The sequence below is a fragment of the Peribacillus sp. NPDC097224 genome, assembly GCF_044761985.1.
GTDB lineage: Bacteria > Bacillota > Bacilli > Bacillales > DSM-1321 > Peribacillus.
Genome location: NZ_JBIWDK010000003.1, coordinates 373,327 through 394,327, shown reverse-complemented (window position 1 = coordinate 394,327; position 21,001 = coordinate 373,327). Strand labels below are relative to the sequence as shown.

22 protein-coding genes and 1 tRNA gene are annotated in these 21,001 nt (G+C 40.7%); 8 read left to right on the top strand and 15 right to left on the bottom strand.

Annotated elements, in window-relative coordinates; genetic code table 11:
* Position 1: 1 nt before the first annotated feature.
* The 6 genes from ACIQXR_RS08645 to xylA form a co-directional block, all read right to left on the bottom strand.
* Positions 2-760, bottom strand: a complete 759-nt coding sequence (locus tag ACIQXR_RS08645; RefSeq protein ID WP_402867835.1) for an ABC transporter permease — start codon at positions 758-760, stop codon at positions 2-4.
* Positions 693-1,535 (bottom strand): ABC transporter ATP-binding protein, encoded by an 843-nt coding sequence (locus ACIQXR_RS08640; RefSeq protein WP_402867834.1) that lies wholly within the window; start codon positions 1,533-1,535, stop codon positions 693-695. Before ACIQXR_RS08640 ends, ACIQXR_RS08645 begins: the two co-directional genes overlap by 68 nt.
* Positions 1,536-1,852: 317 nt before the next feature.
* Positions 1,853-3,955 carry a YhgE/Pip family protein gene (locus ACIQXR_RS08635; protein ID WP_403079831.1) on the bottom strand — a complete coding sequence of 701 codons (2,103 nt, stop codon included), beginning with the start codon at positions 3,953-3,955 and terminating at the stop codon, positions 1,853-1,855.
* 203 nt (positions 3,956-4,158) lie between these two features.
* Positions 4,159-5,661, bottom strand: coding sequence for a xylulokinase (gene xylB / locus ACIQXR_RS08630; protein ID WP_402987498.1), 1,503 nt, complete (start codon positions 5,659-5,661; stop codon positions 4,159-4,161).
* An 87-nt stretch (positions 5,662-5,748) separates the two neighbouring features.
* Positions 5,749-7,137 (bottom strand): D-xylose transporter XylE, encoded by a 1,389-nt coding sequence (gene xylE / locus ACIQXR_RS08625; protein WP_403079829.1) that lies wholly within the window; start codon positions 7,135-7,137, stop codon positions 5,749-5,751.
* 176 nt (positions 7,138-7,313) lie between these two features.
* A complete protein-coding gene (gene xylA / locus ACIQXR_RS08620; protein WP_403079826.1) occupies positions 7,314-8,636 on the bottom strand; it encodes a xylose isomerase in 1,323 nt (440 codons plus the stop codon).
* A 169-nt stretch (positions 8,637-8,805) separates the two neighbouring features.
* Between xylA and ACIQXR_RS08615 the strand changes: the two genes are divergently transcribed.
* Positions 8,806-9,969, top strand: a complete 1,164-nt coding sequence (locus ACIQXR_RS08615) for an ROK family transcriptional regulator (RefSeq protein WP_402867829.1) — start codon at positions 8,806-8,808, stop codon at positions 9,967-9,969.
* A gap of 56 nt (positions 9,970-10,025) precedes the next feature.
* On the opposite strand, the gene ACIQXR_RS08610 is transcribed toward ACIQXR_RS08615, so the two are convergent.
* The 3 genes from ACIQXR_RS08610 to ACIQXR_RS08600 all read right to left on the bottom strand — a co-directional run bounded on the left by ACIQXR_RS08610 (position 10,026) and on the right by ACIQXR_RS08600 (position 12,043).
* A complete protein-coding gene (locus ACIQXR_RS08610; protein ID WP_402867828.1) occupies positions 10,026-10,550 on the bottom strand; it encodes a type 1 glutamine amidotransferase domain-containing protein in 525 nt (174 codons plus the stop codon).
* Positions 10,551-10,731: 181 nt separating this feature from the next.
* Positions 10,732-11,640: a UDP-N-acetylmuramate dehydrogenase gene (murB, locus tag ACIQXR_RS08605; protein ID WP_403079824.1), complete on the bottom strand. Its 909-nt coding sequence runs from the start codon at positions 11,638-11,640 to the stop codon at positions 10,732-10,734.
* Positions 11,641-11,971: 331 nt separating this feature from the next.
* Positions 11,972-12,043 (bottom strand) — tRNA-Val (locus ACIQXR_RS08600).
* Positions 12,044-12,258: 215 nt separating this feature from the next.
* On the opposite strand from ACIQXR_RS08600, the gene ACIQXR_RS08595 reads away from it, so the two are divergent.
* Positions 12,259-12,480, top strand: a complete 222-nt coding sequence (locus tag ACIQXR_RS08595; protein ID WP_402867826.1) for a hypothetical protein — start codon at positions 12,259-12,261, stop codon at positions 12,478-12,480.
* 39 nt (positions 12,481-12,519) lie between these two features.
* Here the strand turns inward: ACIQXR_RS08595 and ACIQXR_RS08590 are convergent, their stop codons facing one another.
* A complete protein-coding gene (locus tag ACIQXR_RS08590) occupies positions 12,520-13,077 on the bottom strand; it encodes a phosphatidylglycerophosphatase A family protein (RefSeq protein WP_402867825.1) in 558 nt (185 codons plus the stop codon).
* A 175-nt stretch (positions 13,078-13,252) separates the two neighbouring features.
* On the opposite strand from ACIQXR_RS08590, the gene ACIQXR_RS08585 reads away from it, so the two are divergent.
* The 5 genes from ACIQXR_RS08585 to ACIQXR_RS08565 all read left to right on the top strand — a co-directional run bounded on the left by ACIQXR_RS08585 (position 13,253) and on the right by ACIQXR_RS08565 (position 16,130).
* Positions 13,253-13,975 (top strand): alpha/beta hydrolase, encoded by a 723-nt coding sequence (locus ACIQXR_RS08585; protein ID WP_402867824.1) that lies wholly within the window; start codon positions 13,253-13,255, stop codon positions 13,973-13,975.
* A 78-nt stretch (positions 13,976-14,053) separates the two neighbouring features.
* Positions 14,054-14,569, top strand: a complete 516-nt coding sequence (locus ACIQXR_RS08580) for a YjcG family protein (RefSeq protein WP_402867823.1) — start codon at positions 14,054-14,056, stop codon at positions 14,567-14,569.
* A 4-nt stretch (positions 14,570-14,573) separates the two neighbouring features.
* Complete coding sequence (locus ACIQXR_RS08575) at positions 14,574-15,002, top strand: GNAT family N-acetyltransferase (RefSeq protein WP_402867822.1); 429 nt, start codon at positions 14,574-14,576, stop codon at positions 15,000-15,002.
* A 143-nt stretch (positions 15,003-15,145) separates the two neighbouring features.
* Entirely contained in the window at positions 15,146-15,409 is a 264-nt protein-coding gene (locus ACIQXR_RS08570; protein ID WP_402867821.1) for a hypothetical protein, read from the top strand.
* 229 nt (positions 15,410-15,638) lie between these two features.
* Complete coding sequence (locus ACIQXR_RS08565) at positions 15,639-16,130, top strand: spore coat protein (RefSeq protein WP_402867820.1); 492 nt, start codon at positions 15,639-15,641, stop codon at positions 16,128-16,130.
* Between the two features lie 54 nt (positions 16,131-16,184).
* Here ACIQXR_RS08565 and ACIQXR_RS08560 read toward each other — a convergent pair whose 3' ends face one another.
* Positions 16,185-16,481: a hypothetical protein gene (locus tag ACIQXR_RS08560; RefSeq protein WP_402955906.1), complete on the bottom strand. Its 297-nt coding sequence runs from the start codon at positions 16,479-16,481 to the stop codon at positions 16,185-16,187.
* A 149-nt stretch (positions 16,482-16,630) separates the two neighbouring features.
* Here ACIQXR_RS08560 and ACIQXR_RS08555 point away from each other — a divergent pair, with 149 nt between their 5' ends.
* Positions 16,631-18,904 carry an ATP-dependent helicase gene (locus ACIQXR_RS08555; RefSeq protein WP_403079821.1) on the top strand — a complete coding sequence of 758 codons (2,274 nt, stop codon included), beginning with the start codon at positions 16,631-16,633 and terminating at the stop codon, positions 18,902-18,904.
* Between the two features lie 56 nt (positions 18,905-18,960).
* Here ACIQXR_RS08555 and spoVIF read toward each other — a convergent pair whose 3' ends face one another.
* From spoVIF to spoVAD, 4 genes are all read right to left on the bottom strand, one after another.
* Positions 18,961-19,215: a sporulation-specific transcription regulator SpoVIF gene (spoVIF, locus tag ACIQXR_RS08550; RefSeq protein ID WP_402867817.1), complete on the bottom strand. Its 255-nt coding sequence runs from the start codon at positions 19,213-19,215 to the stop codon at positions 18,961-18,963.
* Between the two features lie 112 nt (positions 19,216-19,327).
* On the bottom strand, positions 19,328-19,492 hold the full coding sequence (locus ACIQXR_RS08545; RefSeq protein WP_402987476.1) for a YjcZ family sporulation protein: 165 nt from the start codon (positions 19,490-19,492) through the stop codon (positions 19,328-19,330).
* A 108-nt stretch (positions 19,493-19,600) separates the two neighbouring features.
* Positions 19,601-19,957: a stage V sporulation protein AE gene (gene spoVAE, locus ACIQXR_RS08540; protein WP_402987473.1), complete on the bottom strand. Its 357-nt coding sequence runs from the start codon at positions 19,955-19,957 to the stop codon at positions 19,601-19,603.
* A 16-nt stretch (positions 19,958-19,973) separates the two neighbouring features.
* Positions 19,974-20,999, bottom strand: a complete 1,026-nt coding sequence (gene spoVAD / locus ACIQXR_RS08535; RefSeq protein ID WP_402867814.1) for a stage V sporulation protein AD — start codon at positions 20,997-20,999, stop codon at positions 19,974-19,976.
* Positions 21,000-21,001: the final 2 nt, after the last annotated feature.

Below are 21,001 nucleotides of genomic sequence, written 5' to 3'. Positions count from 1 at the left end.
CCTACCTTTGATTAACTCCCCATTTAACTTGAACATTACGTTCCAAGCGGGAGAAAACAACGTTATCTACAATGGTTCCAATAATCGCAATGATGATCATGACGGAAATAACCAGGTCCATTTGACCGAGCGATCTTCCCATTTCCAGAAGCTGCCCGAGACCTCCGCCTCCTCCGAGTAACTCACCTGCCATTAATGCACGCCAAGAGAATGCCCAAGCGATTCGAAGACCAGAAATGATTTGTGGGACAGATGCGGGCAGAATCACGGTTCTCAAGAAATGAAATCCGCTTGAACCATAAGTTTTAGCCACTCTTTGATATAGCTGGGGCACATTTTTGAACCCGCTTGTTGCATTGACTGTCATCGTCCAGGTCGCGCCGATGGTAACGATAAAAAGGATGGAAAAATCATTCAAGCCAAACCAGATGATCGCTAACGGGAACCATACGATACTTGGTATCGATTGTAAGGCTGTTACAACAAAACCAAGCGTATCTTCTACAAGCTTATAACGCCAAATGAAGTATCCTAAAATAAGACCGATAATGATGGCGATGGTGAACCCAATCAAGATGCGTCCCATGCTCTTTCCGACAGCTTCGGTGATTTGTCCACTCACTATTCCATTAAACAGGGTTTCAAGGACCTGAGTCAGGCTAGGAAACATGAAATCCGGAAGGCTTGATAATCTAGATGTGACTTCCCATATCCCCGCTATCATCGCGATGAATATGATTCGTCTTAAAGCTGTAATCATTCCCCATTTCCTCCTTCAGCACTTTTTCAATTTCCTCCTGTAAAATCGATAATACCCTTTGTTCGGTGTTCAACGTCACACTATCCGGCATGACCCCATCTTTCATGGAAGGAACGGAAATCGTCTCTTTGATTTTTCCCGGGCGGGTTGCAAAAACTACGATTTTCTCCGAAAGCTGAACTGCTTCACGAATATTATGCGTGACAAAAAAGATCGTCACTTTTGTTTTTCTCCAGATTTCAAGTAACTCTTTATGCAATACCATTCTCGTCTGCTCATCAAGTGCAGAAAATGGCTCATCCATCAATAGAATATCCGGTTCCATCACAAGTGCTCTGGCGATGGCGACTCTCTGCTTCATTCCACCTGAAAGCTGATGTGGATAGGAGTCTACATAGCGACTAAGATGAACCATTTTTAAAATATCCAACGCCTTTTCTTTCGCTTTTTCTTTAGGCATTTTCTTCAACTTCAACCCGTACGTGACATTTTCAAGCACCGTCAACCAGGGAAATAACCCTGCTTCTTGAAATACAACCACTCGTTCGGGTCCCGGCTTCGAAACCTTTTTTCCAGCCACCCGGATGTCGCCTGAATCTGCTTTATCGAGACCGGCTATTAAATAAAGAAGGGTCGATTTGCCACAACCTGACGGCCCAACGATTGAAACAAAGCTTCCCTTTTCAACCTCTATATTGATATCATCGAGTACCTTTGTACTTTCTTTCTTTTCATTCATAAAGCTTTTTTCAATTCCGTCTACTGTTAAATACACTGAGACACCCCACTTTTAAATCACACTAATTGACTAGACATTATTCCTTAATAATGATTAATCCAATCGTTTTTGTCAACTATAAAAATGCAAGAATTCTAACTTTTTTGTATTTTGTTCTCGCCCACCAAACAATGGAGATATACTACAATACTACATATTTTAGTAAAATCTATTTTTTAATATGATGAGCAAGGAAAAACAACTTCCCCTATAGGTAAATCGACTATTTTAAAATAATAATCCACTGCCTATGTATACAAAAAAAGGTTCCTGCGTCCAGAAACCTTTTCTTTATTTCATTTGCAAAGTCTGATTTAAAAAAGTCTGCTTCGATATAATTTATCTTTCATTTTTTGTGTTCGACGGTGAAAAGGCTTCTTCAGGATCACACCCAATAAAAGGGTTACCAATATAAAGAGTAACAACACCAGAATATCTTTTGTAGCAGTAGTCCAAGTGATTCCACCGACAGCTTCACGAAGTAAGCTAACGGCATAGGTAAATGGCAAGAAAGGATTGATATGTTGAAAAAAAGGCGGCGTCACTTGAATGGGGAAGGTCCCACCGGAACTTGAAATTTGAAGGACCATCAAAATCACGCTGATCCCCTTGCCTACATTTCCAAGAACGGATACAAATGTGTATACAAGTAGTGTAAATACTGCACTAATCAATACAGAAAACAAGACATACTCCCATTTATCTGCAACATATACCTCGAGAAGAAGAAGATTCCCTATGGATACGATTAATGCCTGCATGCATCCAATAATTAAGAAAATTAGGTACCTTCCTATATATATCTGATATGGACTATACACTTGTTGAGAAATATCCACGCTCAGTATCGAGATTAATACTGTCCCCCCTACCCAAAGCGAAAGAGCTGTGAAGAATGGCGACATCGCCGAACCGTAGTTAGGAATTGGGAAAAGACTATGTTGATTAAGAAGGACGGGTTCTGAAAAAAAGTCACTTTCTTTCTCAATATCATTTCGCAAAAAGCGAATGACCTCCTCGATATTATAACTCTTGTCTATCTCTCTCATTTTATTAGCAAGCCCTCGGATTTTGTTCTCAACCTCTGGAAAGTTATTCTGTAACCTATCGATTTCCTCTGTCCGTGATAATAAGGTTTGATTGCTCTCTCCCAATAGTGCTTTAACCTCAGGAAGGGCTTGTCCCCCTTCCTCCAGTGTCATTTCCACTTTTTCTAAAAGTGCATGTGCTTCATTCCCTAGCTTTTCAAATTTCACCCCTGTATCGTCTTGATAATCGGTTTGCAGTTCGTTCAATACACTAAGGTTGCTTTCCCCATGACCAGTAAGTGAATCAAAGGCTTGTTCATTCAATGCCTGCAGTTGGTTTGACGTATTTTCGCGCAACTCATTTACGGAATATATCTCTGGTTGTAACACGTTTTTCCCATTGAACTGATTGACCCTCACCAATAGATTATAGATACTTTCTAATAAGTACCTATCCTTTTTCAGTCTACTTCTTCCTTCTTCTGTCAGTTCATATACTTCATCGTCGGTTAAACCTTGCTCCTTCAATCGGTCGGCTATTCCTATAACCGATTCATTATCACTCCTTACTATTGCAAGGTCATCTTCTAGGAGTGGATTAATGGCATGAAAAGCCGCTTGGGCTGAATCAACATAAACGGAAACATTGGATACCATTTGTTCTTTTTGTGATGTAATATTTTCTACCGCTTTCAGACTATCGTTGACCTTTACAATTATGTCCTCAGCTTTAGTCACATGCTTATGGACTGTGTTAATACTTTGTTCAAGCTCGGGCAACTCCCCTTCTAAAACGTACACCATATTCTTCATTTTTTGGATCGTCGGAAGCTCGTTTTGCAACGTGATTCCCAGTTCATTAAAAATGGAGAGTATACTTCCACTGGCCGTCTTAACGAAGCTTTTGCTGACATTGTCCACAATGCTATTGGCTCCTGCCGCCGTCATTTTCGGTGCGATGCTATTGATTTTTTCGTTTACGTAATAATCGATTTCGGCCTTGATGGGATCCTCCGTCATGATGGTCGCTATATGCTCAGAGAAGTTTTCTGGAATGATGATAGATGCGTAGTAATCCCCATTCTTCACTTTTGAAATTGCTTCCTCCTCCGTCGTGAATCTCCAGCCAAGGTCTGAATTTCCCTTTAACCCTTGCACCACTTCTTCTCCTATATTTATCGATTCACCATTCAACTCCGCTCCCCTATCGTTATTGGCAACCCCTACGAGGATTCCTCCCGTATTTGCGTATGGGTCCCAAGAAGCAACAATATTAAACCAAGCGTAAATGGAAGGAATCAACATAAGAAAAATGATAACGATACACACAAATAAATTTTTATAAATACTTTTTATATCATCTATGAAAATTCCCCAAATCTTTCTCAAGACAGACCTCCGGTATTCATTTTCCATAGTAGTATGGGGGTAGGAAGATGCTTCAATACCATGTAAACATATCCATCCTTTCACATAAAAAGAAGTAGCTATCAAATGACAGCTACTTCTTTCAGGATTATTCATTTTTTCTTCTATATAAAGCGAAAGAATACCTCTTCCTGGAAGAATTGACCTCGTTCGCTCATTCTGGACTAATGATTGCGGAAAATCTTCAGCTCTTCATTCAGTTCCTTTGTCTGATTATATACCTTTTTGTACACATCAAATAGCAAGGCATACTTTTCGACATTAGCCGTTATCGGCTTATAGGACTTTTCTTCTGAAATGAATACCTCTGCACATGCTTGCAACGAATCATACCAGCCGCTACCATATGCAGCAAGCATTGCAGCACCAACTGCCGGGCCCTGTTCACTTGATAATTTAACGATCGTCGCATTGAAAACATCAGCCTGCATTTGTAGCCACGTTTCATTTTTTGCTCCTCCACCAATGGATATGACCGTATCGATCAACTTCCCGTTTTTTCTGAATATGTCGATGGATTCATTCAAAGAGAAAGTAATGCCTTCAAGGACAGCCCTAGCAAAATCAATTCGCTTATGAGAAGAATCCATGCCAATAAAGCTTCCACGAATGGTCGCATCGGGATATGGTGTCCTCTCGCCCGATATATATGGGGTAAATAATAGACCATTTGCCCCTATTGGAACGTTAGCAACACCCTCCAGAACCGTATCGAATTCTTCCCCACTTGCAAAAGTATCCTTAAACCAGCTTAAGCTATGCCCTGCAGATAAGGTCACACCCATTGTGTAAAAAGTATTTTCTTCACCATGATTAAAATAATGAACTTTTCCTCCAAAATCACGGTCATTCTTTTCTTCATAGGAGAGAACCACACCAGAAGTACCGATACTGCAAAGCGTTTTCCCCTCGGAAAGGATGCCCGACCCGATTGCACCACATGCATTGTCGGCCCCTCCGGCAAACACTTTTGTTTTTTTCGCCAAACCCGTTTGGACTGAAAAGTCTGCTGTGATTTCTCCGACACACTCACTCGATTCTACCAAAGGCGGACATAGTGTTACGTCGACACCGACAAGTTCACAGATTTCACCGCTCCATTGTTTTTTTGCCACATCCATTAGAAGAGTTCCGGCAGCATCGGAATATTCACTATGTATTTTTCCTGTCATCGCATAACGAACATAGTCTTTTGGTAGCAGGAAGACATCTGCTTGATGATAGATTTCCGGTTCATATTGCTTGACCCAAAGCAATTTCGGTAGGGTAAATCCTTCAAGCGCCTGATTTTTTGTGATTTCCAATAGCCTTTTCTCGCCAATACATTCATAAATTTGACGGCATTGTTCCGTTGTTCTTGTATCATTCCATAGAATCGCATTTCGAAGGACATTCCCCTCTTGGTCCAATAAAACAAGACCGTGCATTTGCCCGGAAAAACTAATTCCTTCAATGTCATTTGTGTCCCCATCGAATTTCCTGACTAACTCACTGAGCGCTTCTGTCGTCTTATCAACCCATCCCTTGGGATCTTGTTCATTGAACCCTGGTTGTACCTGTATGAGGGGGTATGACTTTGAAATCTCGTCGCACACCTTTCCTTGTTGATTCATCAATAAAACCTTTACCGCACTCGTCCCTAAATCCACGCCGATGACATATTTCATGTTCCACCATCCTCTACTCAATTTAGAAAAATGTGCTGGAAATCCTTTTGGGACCCAGCACATCATAATGAAACGTATTCTTTATTGTCAAGCCGATTTCGTCCAGATATTTTCCATATCCTCCAACGTCTTTCCTTTCGTTTCCGGTATGAACTTCCATACGAAAATGGCCGAAAGAACACTCATTAAACCATAGAACCCATATGTTAAAGCACCACTGTACTCCATCATCATAGGATATGTGGCAGATATTAAGTAATTGGCGATCCATTGGGCTGCAACAGCGATGGCAACGGCCTGGCCTCGAATTTTGTTCGGGAATATTTCTGAAATCAATACCCAGCAAATAGGTCCCCACGACATCATGAATGAAGCCGTATATACAATAATGAATACTAACGTGCTAATCCCAATCACATTGGCGTACGCCATTCCTGCTACTCCAAACATTCCTATGGCCATTCCTATGGAACCGACTACGAGTAATGGTTTTCGTCCCCATTTATCCACGTTCATGATGGCAATAACAGTAAAGATAACGTTTACAATTCCCATAATGATGGTTTGCATCATCGAAGCATCTTTTCCTGCTCCCATGCTTTCAAAAATGCGCGGAGCATAATACAAAGCAACATTAATGCCGACAAATTGTTGGAAAACAGATAGGAGAATGCCTATGACGATTACTAGTTTACCGTAAGATAATAATTTCCCACTGGATACATTCACCGTTTGTTTAATATCATTAAAAATGGACTTTGCCTCAACAGCTCCATTAATCTTTGTTAATATTGCCAGTGCTTTATCATTTTGATGTTTCAACGCAAGATATCGTGGTGTTTCTGGAACAAATATCAGGAGCAGACCAAACAATAGAGCCGGAATTGCTTCCGAAGCGAACATGTATCTCCAACCGATGTCATTGATCCATTCTACTGTTTGCCCATAAGCGATGGCCCAGTTAACGAAGTACACGACTAACATCCCAAGAATGATGGCAAATTGATTAAAGGATACCAATTTACCTCGGATATCAGCAGGAGCAATCTCCCCTATATACATAGGGACGATTGCTGAAGCCAAACCCACTCCAATGCCGCCTATAATCCGATATACGTTAAACGTGAGCAATAACGCTATCGTCGGTTCGCCTTTTGTGAAAAATAAAAACTCCGGATAAGCGGACCCTAAAGCAGAAAAAAAGAATAACAGAGAAGCTAGGATTAATGAATTCTTACGCCCGAGTCTACTTGAGATCATCCCGGACAGCAAACCTCCGATGATACACCCAATCAATGCACTTGAGGTCGTTGCCCCGTGGGCTAAAGACCCGAGACCTAAACTCGTAATGAAGTAGGTTTCAAGGGATTTTTCCGCCCCGGATATTACAGCCGTATCATATCCAAATAGCAATCCACCAAGTGCCGCTACTAGTGTAAGTGAAAAAATATAAAGTGAGTTACGATTTTTTTTCATAGTTTCATAGAGTTAGAATAAACCCGTAAAAGAAAAAAGCCAAGGTAATTCCAGCAGTTTCTTTTCTTTCACCAATTAAACTCTTTCTCCATAACCCCCTCTACTTGAATTAGAAGATATGACTATACGTGAATCCAATCATAAATCGTATGCTAGTTCCTCCCTCCATTCACCTTTTATTCTGCAATTGCCTTAAGAATGTATTTGTTCAATATGCCTTTTAAGTATTCTTGTCTGCCCGATTTATTTTGGATTTCACCAAGACCAAGTGCATAGTCTTCCAATTTACGAAAATCTGTTTTCCCTTCAACAATTTCCAAGCCGATTCCGGCGGTGTAACTGCTGTAACGATCCGCAATGAAATCTTCCAACACTTTGTCTTCAAGTAACTTTTTCGCAACCTTAGTACCAATCGCAAAGCTATCCATTCCAGCAATATGCGCATGGAATAAATCTTCGTAATCGAAAGATCCCCGTCTTACTTTCGCATCAAAATTCAGACCGCCTGTTCCAAGACCCTCGTTTTTAAGGATTTCGTACATCGCCAACGTCGTTGAATACAAGTCAGTCGGGAATTCATCCGTATCCCATCCAAGCAACGTATCCCCTTGGTTTGCATCGACGGAACCAAGCATCCCGTGAGTACGGGCAACATGCAATTCATGTTCGAATGTATGGCCTGCCAATATTGCATGGTTTGCCTCGATATTAAATTTGAAATGATCCTTCAAGCCATACGTCTGTAGAAAAGAAAGACCCGTTGCGACATCGAAGTCATATTGGTGCTTCGTCGGTTCCTTTGGTTTTGGTTCAATCAAGAACTGGGCATCGAAACCAATCTCTTTGGAGTAATCCAGGGCCATATGGAAGAAGCGGGCCAAGTTATCCAGTTCTAACTTCATATTCGTATTAAGAAGCGTATCGTAGCCTTCACGTCCGCCCCAGAATACATAATTTTCTGAACCTAACTCCTTCCCTACTTCCAATCCTTTCTTCACTTTCGCAGCCGCATAGGCAAATACATCCGCATTCGGTGAAGTTGCTGCACCGTGAACCCAGCGAGGATTAGAGAACATATTCGCCGTATTCCAAAGTAATTTCGTCTTGCTAGTCTTCAAGTATTCCTTGATCATGGCCACAATTTCATCCATGTTCTTATTTGTCTCCCTCAATGTGTCTCCTTCAGGAGCGACGTCGACATCATGGAAACAGAAGAATGGAACGTCCATTTTTTCAAAAAATTCAAAGGAAGCTTCCACACGTGCCTTTGCTAGGTCCATTCCCGTAAATTTATTATATGGACGGAGCATTGTTGGTTGTCCAAATGGATCTGTACCATCTGCAGTGAATGTATGCCAGTACGAAACGGCAAAGCGTAAAAACTCTTCCATCGTCTTTCCGTTAATCATTTCTTCCGGGTTGTAATATTTAAAGGCAAATTGATTTGAAGATTCTGAACCTTCGAACTTTACTTGACTGATTGTTTCAAAATAACCCATAGTTGTATTTCCTCCTTAAATAGAATCAAATTGGAATCGCTTCCATTATTCATAAAAATATAATACCAGCAATAACTTAGTTTGTCTAATGAATATACTAAGTGTTTTGACTTTTTTTTGTTATAATAAAACTTACCTAAAATGAATTATTATTAGAGGAGGTAGAAAGATGACCTGGAGCCAACAACTAATGAAAGTGAATAACAAGCAGGCCATTTTAGAAACTATCCTGAAACGTGCACCGATATCTCGGGCAGATATCTCTCAGCATCTCGGACTCACGAAGGGGACTGTTTCTTCTCTCGTCAATGAATTATTGGAAGCTAATCTTTGCATTGAATCAGGGCCAGGAGAGTCTAGCGGTGGAAGACGTCCAGTCCTGTTGTTGTTTCAAGAAAAGGCCGGCTACTCGATTGGAATAGATCTTGGAGTAAATTATATGTTAGGTATACTTACTGATCTCAATGGTGACATTATAGGGGAAATTAGTAGAAATACGAATAATGCAAACTACCAAGAAACTTTTGATCGTATGAAAGAAATGATTCAATCTTTAATAAAAACTGCCCCCGAAAGCTATTACGGAGTGGTAGGAATCGGAATTGGTATTCCTGGAATCGTTAATAACAAAGGGGAAATTTTGCTTGCTCCGAACTTAGGTTGGAAGAATGTTGGCCTAAAAAAAGACATGGAAGAAGAGTTTGGTCTCCCTGTCATCATAGAAAACGAAGCAAATGCCGGGGCCTATGGAGAAAAGAAATTTGGCGCCGGCAAAGGCCATGAACATCTTGTTTACGTAAGCGCGGGTATGGGCATTGGGGTCGGCATTATCCTGCAAAATGAACTGTACCGCGGAGCGAATGGATTTTCCGGAGAAATGGGCCACATGATCATTGACGTTCATGGAAAGCCCTGCAAATGTGGAAGCAAGGGTTGCTGGGAATTATACGCATCCGAAAAAGCATTGATTGAACGGGCATCATCACTTTTCCAGTTGGAAGAAACCACGCTTGAATCATTGGTTGATCAGGCAAGCCATAATGAAGGAATCCGTGACCTTTTCAAAGAAATTGGACAATATCTTGGGATTGGCATTAGCAATATTTCCAATACCTTCAACCCTCAGCAGATTATTATCGGAAACCGCCTAGCTATGGCCAAGGACTGGTTAAGGGATTCCATAGTGAAGGTAGTTGAAAGCCATGCCCTCCAGTTCAATCAAGAAAAATTGCATATCAGCTTTTCTGATTTATCTTCCTATTCCCCTTCATTAGGGGTATCGGCCCATGTAATCGAAAATTTCTTGAAAACAAATTTGAATCACATAAATTAATAAGTTTATATGAAACAAAAAGTGATTTCTCCCTCAGGAAAAACCACTTTTTTGTTTCATTTCTCTTCAATTACCCGAATCAATTCCCGTAAATAATCGGGAAGATCCGGTGGACGTCTGCTCGATACCAGGTTTCCGTCCACCACAACAGGTTCGTCCATCCAATGTGCCCCGGCATTCTCCATATCATCTTTGATTCCGGGCGTACTTGTCACCTTCTTCCCTTGCAAAATTCCTGCCGAAACCAAGACCCAACCCGCATGGCATATTTGGCCAATCGGCTTCTTGCTTTCTTCCATACTCTGAATCAGAGAAATTACTTCAGGAAACCGACGAATCTTATCAGGTGCCCAGCCTCCTGGAACAAGAATCGCATCATAGTCTTCCGCTTTGATGCTGCCATAATCAAAATCTGAATCGGCTGGCACACCATATTTACCAATATACGTCTCATTTGCCTTTTCTCCGGCAAGATGGACGATGGCCCCTTCTTCCCTCAATCTTAAAATCGGATACCAAAGCTCCAAATCCTCGAAATCATGATGCACAAGACTGATTACTTTCTTTCCTTCTAAGCGCATATATCCCTCTCCTTCTATAACTTGTTCCCCTTAACTTAAAGGTATACTTCCCCCTTTTGGTAACTCGTACACTTTTATCTTTATCAATAAATATCATTTCGTTCTATAATTAGTACCTTTTTATCAAAGGATCTGATAACAAAGAAAAAAAGACTTTCTGATGAAAGTCTTTTTTAGGATATTAGTCTTCTCCAATAATTTTCACTTCGGTTTCAAGCTCCACGTCAAATTTCCTTTTAACGGTGTCTTGAACATATTGAATGAGTTCCAAATAATCGGTGGCTGTCGCGGAACCAACATTTACGATAAAGCCAGCATGTTTAGTGGAAACTTGAGCTCCACCGATTTGCTTCCCTTGCAACCCGCTATCCTGGATTAATTTACCTGCAAAGTGTCCAGGCGGACGTTTGAAGACACTTCCACAAGACGGAAATTCAAGCGGTTGTTTAGATTCCCTCTGAAAAGTAAAATCATCCATTTTACTTTTAATGTCTTCGTATTCTCCCTTTCTTAATAAGAAGGTAGCTTCTAATACCAGTAGTTTTTCTTTTGAAAAACGGCTAGAACGATAGCCCAGTTCTAATTCATCCTTTTTCAAAGTCTGCAATTCTCCAGAACGGGTGATGACCAGGGCTTCCTGTAGTACATCTGAAACTTCTCCACCATATGCCCCTGCATTCATATATAAAGCCCCTCCAACAGAACCGGGGATCCCGCAAGCAAACTCTAAACCAGTTAGACTATTTTGTAACGCGTATCGGGAGGCTTGAATGATAGCAGCACCACTTTGAACGGTGAGCTTATTACCCTCCAATTCCATGCTTGCTATATCAATAAGGGTCATGACGATACCGCGTATGCCCCCATCTTTAATAATCATATTAGAACCATTCCCCACGATGGTTAAGGGTAAATGGTTGTTAAGCGCATAAAGATATATCGCTTGGACTTCTTGATAGTTTGTAGGCATTACGAAGAAATCTGCCTTGCCACCTGTTTTTGTAAACGTATATTGATGTAGCGGTTCATTCATTCTCACATTACTTGGATGTACAATTCCCTGAAGATCTAAAAAAATTTGTTTACTCATTTATACAAACTCCCATTAAAAATTTTAGAAAAAAGAACAAACATTTCATTTCTTTTTGTACACATTGATCGTTAGATATTTCATTCTATGCTTCATATAAGCGAAAAACAACGATTTACACTTATTTATAACCTGCCATTTATTCCAATAACCACACTTTTCAATATTTAGTTATGGCTACATTCCCCGGTTCACCATTAATGAAGGAAAGAGGAGCTCATCCCCACCAGTAGAACTCTAAAAAGAATCCTATATGTTTCTCAGGATCATCCAGTAAAACCATAATAAAAAACGGCGAAAACATTGATTGTACAATGCTTACGCCGTTGGATGACCTGTGAGGGATTCGAACCCACGACCCCTTCCCTGTCAAGGAAGTGCTCTCCCACTGAGCTAACAAGTCGTATGTAATAGTTGGCTTGCTCTGTTACTTAAGTACATAATTTATTATAAGTTCTTTTCGACAAAAGTCAACGAATTATTTAAAAAAAGTTTAGCGTTTGCCTTTAAATAAAAGATATGGAACAAGACAAGAACAAATGTTCTTTATTTTCTTGCATAACAAACGCATGTTCGCATATAATATAAACAAGAAAGATAGAAACGGAGGCCAGCGGAATGAAATATATCATTCGGAAACATATGGATGAAAAGGTTCCTTTAGAAATCATTTACCTATCTGAAAATGGAAAGATTACACAGCGCAGAATTGAAGTTCTTGAAGTATATTCAGGTTATATCCGTGCCTTTTGCTTTCTTCGGCGGACAAAACGAACGTTTAAAATAGAAAACATCCTCTCTGCCCGCCTTATTAAGTCCAGGTATGATAGGTCAGGATAATCCCGATTACTACCTAACGCATCATTGATTGTTCCAAACTTATCCGATTAATTCCTCTTCTTCCTGTATATCCTTTTCTTGTTCAGTTAAAGATTCTTCATCATCTCTTAGACGGTGTGCCAATCTTGAGGCAGCGCTTGCTGCAATGCTTGCAACAATATCATCGAGGAAGGTATGCACGACTCCCTCTTGCTTCTTATCCAATTCGTGAATGACGCCTATTTTATTCTTATCCAAATGTCCAAAGGTTGTCACGGCAATGCTTCCATAACCAAGTACGGCACCAAAGGCAATCGTTTCATCCACTCCAAACAGACCTTCATCCGATTCGACAATGGATTGAAGCGGTTCCGATAGCTTCTTTTGTTCTGCCAGTCGATCAAGTTCAACACCAACTAAAATGGCATGTTGAATTTCTCTCTTTAAAAGCACCCTTTCAACACTTCTAATACATTCCTCTAATTTCAAATCAGCTTTATAAGGGAATTGTAGTTCAAAGACAATCTCTGCAATAGCCTCCACACTTACACCACGATCTAGTAATGTTTGTTTAGCCGCTCTTGTAACTTCCCTGCTATGGACGCGTACATCTGCCATTTTATCTGCCTCCCCTTTTTTTGATATCTTTCCATTATACCATTAAATATTCTAAATATTTGGAAAATAAAAGAAAAATCACTTTTCTATATCCTTCAGACAGGAAAAAGAAGGATGGCTATGCTAAAATAACTAAGAACATTATTTTCATTATAAATTCATAGAGGTGCGGTAAATGAGTTTACGCAAAGGCACGATAAAAGAATATATGTTTAGAAGTGAGGCGTTATCTGAGGAATTAGAGCTACTTGTATATTTACCGGCTAATTTTTCACCACTTTATAAATATACGCTTGTCATAGCTCAAGATGGTCGAGATTATTTTCAAATGGGTCGAATAGGTCGTGTGACTGATGAACTTTTAGGAAATGGCGAGATTGAGAATATTATAATCGTCGGCATTCCCTATAAAGATCGGTTTGACCGTAGACGGAAATATCATCCTGATGGTGAACAGCACGAAGCCTACATACGATTTCTGGCCCATGAACTTGTTCCATTTTTAGATGAGGAATTCCCAACCTATCAAATGGGACATGGCCGGGCATTAATGGGGGATTCTCTTGGTGGCACGGTTTCCCTGCTCGCTGCACTTAAATATCCACATACATTCGGTAAATGCATCATGCAGTCTCCGCTTGCCAATGAAGAAGTGATGAATGCTGTCCGTAGTTTTGAGAATCCTCATCTCCTCGAACTGTATCATGTGATTGGAACCGAAGAGACTGACGTTCCCACTACAGATGGGAACCGAGCAAATTTCATAGAACCCAACCGGGAACTGCATCAATTGTTAAAACAAAAAGGATTCCCTTGCTTCTATGAAGAATTTGAAGGGAATCATACGTGGAAGTTTTGGCAGGCAGACTTAAAAAGGGCCCTTCTGGAAATGTTTTAATCTCGGTTAGAATGGTTAAAAAATGCATTTGGACTAGAGTTTTCGAAAAATTAAATTATAATCTTAGGAGGTAACAATATGAAATATGGTGTTGCAATTTTCCCTTCAAAAAAACTTCAAGATTTAGCAAACTCCTACCGGAAACGGTATGACACAAAGTACGCATTCATTCCACCACATCTCACACTTAAACAACCGTTTGAAGCGACTGAAACGGAAATTTCAGCAATCGCAGAACGCTTGAAAGACATTGCACGGAAGTTCCAGCCTTTCTCCTTAAATGTGACGAAAGCGAAATCCTTCCAACCCGTCAGCAACACCATTTATTTTAAAGTGGAGCTGTCAAAGGAACTTGAAGACTTACACGAAATGCTTCATGACGAGAATTTCTTCAAAAATGAAACAGAACATGCTTTCGTTCCACATATAACGATTGCACAAGATCTATCTGATAACGAACATTCGGATGTTTTAGGTCAATTAAGCATGCTTGATGTAAGCCATGAAGAAGATGTCAAAAGAATTCATTTATTGTATCAATTGGAAGATGGAACATGGACTGTATATGAAACATTTCGTTTAGGAGCTGAATAATTTCGTGTTTGTAAAAATTGTTGAAAACGAGCAAGAACGTGGATATGCTTACACCATAAGAAAAAGAGTGTTTGTAGAGGAACAACATGTCCCACTTGAAGAAGAGATTGACCAATATGAAGAAGACTCCACCCACTTTGTTTTATATAACGATGAAGAGCAGCCTATTGGTGCGGGGAGATTTCGAATCATTGACGGGATCGGTAAGGTCCAGCGCATCTGTGTACTCTCTAACTCCCGTAAAACTGGGGCTGGTGCCCTGATCATGAATGCCATTGAAGAATTTGCGATTTCTCATGACATCTCTCAATTGAAGCTCGATGCTCAATTACATGCCATCCCCTTTTACTCGAAATTAGGGTATGAAATCATTTCCGAGGAATTTATGGATGCAGGGATTCCCCATAAAACGATGAAAAAAAAGATTTCCTAATAAAAACGCTGTTCCCTTGGAATTTCCACAGGGGACAGCGTTTTTTTATATATACCATTCTCGTAAAAATCCCTTCCCATTCTATGTCAATATTCACAAATAAACATAGTCTATATATAGAAAGCAAGAAGGAGGGAAATTTCATGAGTAACAATGAATTCAACATGGATGAATCTCAAAAACGATTAATGGAACTACTCGTTTCAAGGACTTTGAGAAAGCATGGTGTCAAAAAGGATAAAGTTGATTTGAGTGATAAAGAAAGAAGTCACTTAAAGGAGACCATACAGTTTTTACAGAAACAATCTGAACTGCTTATCAATCAAGAGAAAAGCATTACAGAAAACGATGTGAATCCCGTCACAAATTCTCACCACACTAGTTATTCCGATACCAAAGACAAATAACTAACATTCCTCCTATTCAATTACGCTCTTTTCGGTATGAAGCGCAGACTGGACCTTGCTTCTTTACCATTCATTCTGAACACTTCATTCCATGATGCTTCATCCGTTCGCACAAACTCTTCAAAAAAATATTTGAAAATAAACGAATGAATTGATTTATTCGTCCAACCAAATTTACATGCATAGCATATTTTAATAGGGAATTAAACCCTAAGGAGGAAAAAACGACATGAACCAAAATGTATATCATAGCAACAATTGCAATACAACAAAACATTCTGAAAGATCATGGTCGGCTCTAGACAATAACACCAACCATCCCCTAACATCATTCTGTGAAGAATCCGCAAACGAAATTGAACAAGAAGCTAAACAGGATAATTCGCAACTCCAACTTTCTGAAGAGCTTGTTTACATTAAAGATTCTTGTAATGTAAGAGTAATCTCTACAGATGTTAAGGCGGCCCTTTCTTTACAGACGGCAATCCAAGCAGCCATCGCGGTCATCGTCAGCATTTCCATTGCAGACACTGACCAAGCAGACCGCATTACTCAAGAATTGATCCAATCTTCTAATGTTAAACAAATTACACGTCAAAAAACAATTGTTGAAAACAGCCGTGATATCGAAATTACTACAACCGATGCTCAAATCGCCGTTAACATTCAATTGTTACTACAATTATTGTTAGCTCTAATTGTAGAATTAGACGTTCTTTAAGAGTGAACACAAAAAGGACACATAAATGTGTCCTTTTGTATTTCTATCGAAGTCTCAGACCATTTCGTTTACATATCCTCCTTTTCCTGTCATTTCGGCCGTGATTTCCTCTTGGGCCCTCATTAGTAAATGATTCTTATACGCACCTGCTCCAGGTGATCTGTCCTGATTCATATTCGTGACATGGTCAAATTTTTCCGACCGCTTCGTTTCGTCTTCCAGCACTTGGTCAAAACGAATTGGCTGAATGGGTGTCGTTCCATCAACGATTCTTGGCTTTCTCTCCGCTTCTACTGTCCGGTTTGCGTATTGAATGTATTCGAATTGCGTTACTGGCGCTATGTATCCCATCATTAACCCTCCTCACTATATAGGCTCTCTTGTCCTTTACATACCCAATCCAGAATGAAACGAAACATCTTTTCCGGATTCTTTTTTTCTATTTCTCTGGTAAAATGGAGATTGCCGATATTTTTAATAGATTTGAGGTATCCATTTATATGAATCAAGCAAAATCGGAAAATGAAATCGTACATCTACTTACTGTTTCGGCTAGTGAGCTGCAGACACTCTTTGAAAAAGGAAAACGTGATCAGCTCTCTTGTGTCATATGTGATAATCCAGTGAAATTATTCATTGGCATTCATGAAACACCTTACTTTTATCACAGTGACCCTTCACGACCTGCTTGTGAAATGCCAAATCCTATATCAAAACCTGAAACTAAACCTTTAGAATACATGGAACAAAACGGATTCAGAATTCCTAAATCACGTACCATTACCGAAACGAAGACTGTTATCGAACCATTTTTGAAAAGTCGGACCATTACAGGCAATCCTCCCTATTTGGATAAACCTTCCGTCCGCACAGAACTTTTGGACCCTTACTTTCAGGAACTATCTGAAAAAGGGATCATGCTTGATGACGAACAGTTAAAAGCAGTAAAAACGATAGAAGGTCCCGTCCTTGTTTTATCCGGGGCTGGAAGCGGTAAAACCAGAGTATTGACGGTAAGGACTGCCTATATGCTAACTGTAGAAAAAATAAATCCTAAAAGCATTATGCTTGTAACCTTTACAGCGAAATCCGCAAAGGAGATGCAGCAGCGGCTAATCAGCTACCCTTATATGTCCCCTTCCCTCGTCTCTCAAATTGTTAGTGGCACCTTCCACAGCATCTTTTATAAAATCTTGATCTTTCATGAGCCTGCAAAATGGCAACGGGACTTCCTGTTGAAGTGGAATTGGGAAAAAGAAAAAATATTGAAGCAGGCCGGTCGGGAGTTGGAGCTTGATGAAAAGGAATTTGCCTATGATCAGGCACTTCAGCAAATCGGCCTCTGGAAAAACTCGTTGATTTTTCCTGACGATGTCAAACCGAATGATGATTGGGAGAAATCCTGTCTATTCCTATATAAAAAGTATGAAGCGTATAAAGAACAAACAAGTAAATATGATTTCGATGATATGCTGGTAGGCTGCTACGTATTTTTGAAAAGCCATCCTGAATTGTTATTGAAATATCAACAACGGTTCCGCTATTTTTTAGTGGACGAGTTTCAGGATATTAATAAAGTTCAATATGAGTTGATAAAACTCCTTTCAGCGGAAACAAAAAATGTTTGTGCAGTTGGTGATGACGATCAAGCCATCTATTCATTCCGTGGGAGTGATCCAAAATATATCCTGAATTTCAACCATGATTTCCCTGGTTCCCAAGTCGTGAAGTTGACCGAAAATTACCGTTCTTCCCATGAGATTGTTGCTACGGCAAATAGAATGATAAAACGAAATCAGCATCGGATGGATAAAACGATGCGGGCACAACATAATCAAGGGAATCCAGCTGTGTTATTCTATCCGCATGATGAAGAGCTCGAAGCGACGATGATCGTGACCGACATACAAGAAAAGATATCCAAAGGTGCCAATCCTGGTGACTTCGCCATCCTTTACAGGACCCATACGATGTCGCGTGCCATTTTTGAAAGACTGGCATCTTCCAACCTTCCCTTCGTGATCGAAAAGGATGCGGATTCTTTTTATCAACGGCGGGTCATCCATGGCATGCTTGCATTCATGCGCTTAAGCCTGCACCCTCAGGATAGCAAGGCCGCTTCTGACGTCCTTTCTTCCTTGTTTTTAAAGCAGAGTGTCCTACAGGAGCTAAAAGCCCAGACGATCTTGCAAGATTGTGACTTTATCGATGCTTTTGCTTTTGTAAAAACGGGACATGCCTTTCAAGAACGTAAGTTAAAAGCAATACCGGCACAAATCCGTTCTATAAAGACCATGTCCCCGCTCGTGGCTTTAGAAGTCATCGAGAAGGATTTGGGCTATCAGGAGTATGTAAAGAAAAGGGGAAATGAAGCCAACTTGGAAAAAGGTTCGGATGATATTCGTGATTTGAAAGTGGCTGCTAATCGGTTTCCCACAGTCGCTTCCTTCCTCGACCATGTCGATCATATGACTGCCATGGTTCAGGAAGTGAAACAGCTATCCAAGCACTTTAAAGATGCCATTCAGCTCACGACGATTCACCGCTCTAAAGGCCTTGAATATCAATCTGTTTATATTCTGGCTGCGGTTGATGGCAGCCTTCCCCATGACTTTGCATTGGATTCGTATCGTAAGGGTGAACTTGGTCCTCTTGAAGAGGAAAGGAGATTGCTTTATGTGGCGGCGACCCGGGCCAAAAAGAATCTTTATATCTCTGTCCCGCAAACGAGACGTGGAAGGACGGCCCACCCATCCAGGTTCTTGAATCTTTAAAGATATCCAGGGAAACAGACAGGAGCCTGCAATACTGCAGGCTCCTGTTTCGCTTACTATTTTTTATTCATCATATTGGAAATTGTCCCGAAATCCAGTTTATTTCCCTCAGCAACGATAGAATGTACGATTTTGTCTTCCATTTCCTTGTTGACTGGTTTATTGGCTATTTGAGATACCCTTTTAATTACATTCCTGACAGTCGTTTCATCTTTAAAATTGGCACCCTGTAGTGAGTTTGCCAATTCCATAACATCCTTCATGTTTACACCCGTTTTTCCTTCTATGTTTTTAAACAAATTATTATCCATGCCTAAGCCCCTCCTTTTCTGTATCTATCTTATGGAAGGATGAGGGATATGTGCAAGGTCCATAAAAATCAATAAAAAAAGGAATAGGCTAATACAGCCTATTCCAATTACACTAACAGAAAGAAGCCCCGACAATAACTAATAGGATAAACAATACAACGATCAAGACGAACGTGGATCCAGCACCAAAGCCACCACCACTGTATGCTTCGCCTCCATATCCATAGCCATAGCCTTCATTGCAACCGCCACATCCGTAGCCACCATAACCAAACATATTACAATCACCTCGCTCTCAAATTGAGCTCACTGATAATATATGTAGGGTGGGACAATATGTATAGGCCATGCCCTAAACATCATGCCCATTTCCGCTATGTATGGATCATCCTTTCGGTCTGAAGACCAAAGCTCCGATAAATCCAAAGATGATAGCTGCAGAGATTCCTGAACTCGTGATTTCAAACATGCCGGTAAGGACGCCGACAATCCCATGCTTTTCTGCTTCTAACATGGCTCCGTTCACCAAGGAATTCCCAAAGGAAACAATGGGAATGGTTGCTCCTGCTCCTGCAAAGTCTATAAGCGGTTCATATAATTCGAAGCCTCCCAGTATGGCTCCTATTACAACGAATAAGCTTAGTGTATGTGCCGGGGTTAGCTTAGCCAAGTCGAATAAAAGCTGGCCGATTACACAAATCAAGCCTCCGATGACAAAGGCCCAAAAAAACATTGCTAACATCCTGATCTCTCCTTTTTCATGTATTTGTCCCATACTCAATGGCCACCGCATGGGCAATACACGGAATCGATTCTTTTTGCTGATACGTTAACGGTGACAATAATGCCCCTGTTGCAATCAATAATATCCGTTTATATTTCCCCTGACTCATTTCATTTAATAAATGACCGTATAACACGGCTGCGGAACAACCGGCACCACTTCCACCAGCTAAAACAGGCTGATCCTTTTTATAAATGATCAATCCACAGTCTTTGAATTTTTCCTGGTTGATCCTACATCCTTTTTCCTTCAAAAGATCCAACGCCGTGGACCTTCCTATCTGCCCTAAATCACCAGTGACAATCAAGTCATAATGGTCAGGGGTAAGACCCGTGTCTCTGAAATGAGCGATAATCGTATCTACGGCAGCGGGTGCCATTGCCCCCCCCATATTGAAAGGATCCTTCAACCCCATGTCAATGACTCTTCCAATGGTAGCGGAAACAACATGAGGGTATGCCTCCTGCCTCGTACCATTTGGAGTCACCAAAGCTACCCCCGCACCGGTTATCGTCCACTGAGCAGTAGGTGGTTTCTGTCCCCCATACTCTGTTGGATAACGGAATTGTTTTTCGACGGCTGCATTATGACTAGACGCCCCTGTCAGCACATAGTTAGCCCCACCGTAATTGGTGATGAAGGCTGCCAGGGCAAGACCTTCCATCGATGTAGAACAAGCACCGAACAAACCGAAGTACGGAATCCCATTGGTTCTAGCTGCCAGACTGGTGGGTGTAATCTGGTTGATTAAATCCCCTGCCAGAAAAAATTGCACTTGTTCCTTTTCAATTCCCCCTTTTTGCAGGGCAATCTCCACTGATTTTTCCATCAAATGACGATGGGCCTTTTCATACGAATCCTGCTCCATCCACAGGTCGCTGTACAGAATGTCAAAGTCACCCGGAATTTCACCATTTGCTTCAAAAGGTCCGCCCGTTACACCCGTACTTAAAATGATTGGTTTATTAGCGAACGTCCAAGTTTGTCTCCCCTTTAGCATCG

Excerpts from the sequence above, each read along its gene's own strand:
- ACIQXR_RS08645 (WP_402867835.1), bottom strand. The coding sequence starts at position 760 with ATGATTACAGCTTTAAGACGAATCATATTCATCGCGATGATAGCGGGG.
- xylB (WP_402987498.1), bottom strand. The coding sequence starts at position 5,661 with ATGAAATATGTCATCGGCGTGGATTTAGGGACGAGTGCGGTAAAGGTT.
- xylE (WP_403079829.1), bottom strand. The coding sequence starts at position 7,137 with ATGAAAAAAAATCGTAACTCACTTTATATTTTTTCACTTACACTAGTA.
- xylA (WP_403079826.1), bottom strand. The coding sequence starts at position 8,636 with ATGGGTTATTTTGAAACAATCAGTCAAGTAAAGTTCGAAGGTTCAGAA.
- ACIQXR_RS08615 (WP_402867829.1), top strand. The coding sequence starts at position 8,806 with ATGACCTGGAGCCAACAACTAATGAAAGTGAATAACAAGCAGGCCATT.
- ACIQXR_RS08610 (WP_402867828.1), bottom strand. The coding sequence starts at position 10,550 with ATGCGCTTAGAAGGAAAGAAAGTAATCAGTCTTGTGCATCATGATTTC.
- murB (WP_403079824.1), bottom strand. The coding sequence starts at position 11,640 with ATGAGTAAACAAATTTTTTTAGATCTTCAGGGAATTGTACATCCAAGT.
- ACIQXR_RS08595 (WP_402867826.1), top strand. The coding sequence starts at position 12,259 with ATGAAATATATCATTCGGAAACATATGGATGAAAAGGTTCCTTTAGAA.
- ACIQXR_RS08590 (WP_402867825.1), bottom strand. The coding sequence starts at position 13,077 with ATGGCAGATGTACGCGTCCATAGCAGGGAAGTTACAAGAGCGGCTAAA.
- ACIQXR_RS08585 (WP_402867824.1), top strand. The coding sequence starts at position 13,253 with ATGAGTTTACGCAAAGGCACGATAAAAGAATATATGTTTAGAAGTGAG.
- ACIQXR_RS08580 (WP_402867823.1), top strand. The coding sequence starts at position 14,054 with ATGAAATATGGTGTTGCAATTTTCCCTTCAAAAAAACTTCAAGATTTA.
- ACIQXR_RS08570 (WP_402867821.1), top strand. The coding sequence starts at position 15,146 with ATGAGTAACAATGAATTCAACATGGATGAATCTCAAAAACGATTAATG.
- ACIQXR_RS08565 (WP_402867820.1), top strand. The coding sequence starts at position 15,639 with ATGAACCAAAATGTATATCATAGCAACAATTGCAATACAACAAAACAT.
- ACIQXR_RS08560 (WP_402955906.1), bottom strand. The coding sequence starts at position 16,481 with ATGGGATACATAGCGCCAGTAACGCAATTCGAATACATTCAATACGCA.
- ACIQXR_RS08555 (WP_403079821.1), top strand. The coding sequence starts at position 16,631 with ATGAATCAAGCAAAATCGGAAAATGAAATCGTACATCTACTTACTGTT.
- spoVIF (WP_402867817.1), bottom strand. The coding sequence starts at position 19,215 with ATGGATAATAATTTGTTTAAAAACATAGAAGGAAAAACGGGTGTAAAC.
- ACIQXR_RS08545 (WP_402987476.1), bottom strand. The coding sequence starts at position 19,492 with ATGTTTGGTTATGGTGGCTACGGATGTGGCGGTTGCAATGAAGGCTAT.
- spoVAE (WP_402987473.1), bottom strand. The coding sequence starts at position 19,957 with ATGTTAGCAATGTTTTTTTGGGCCTTTGTCATCGGAGGCTTGATTTGT.
- spoVAD (WP_402867814.1), bottom strand. The coding sequence starts at position 20,999 with ATGCTAAAGGGGAGACAAACTTGGACGTTCGCTAATAAACCAATCATT.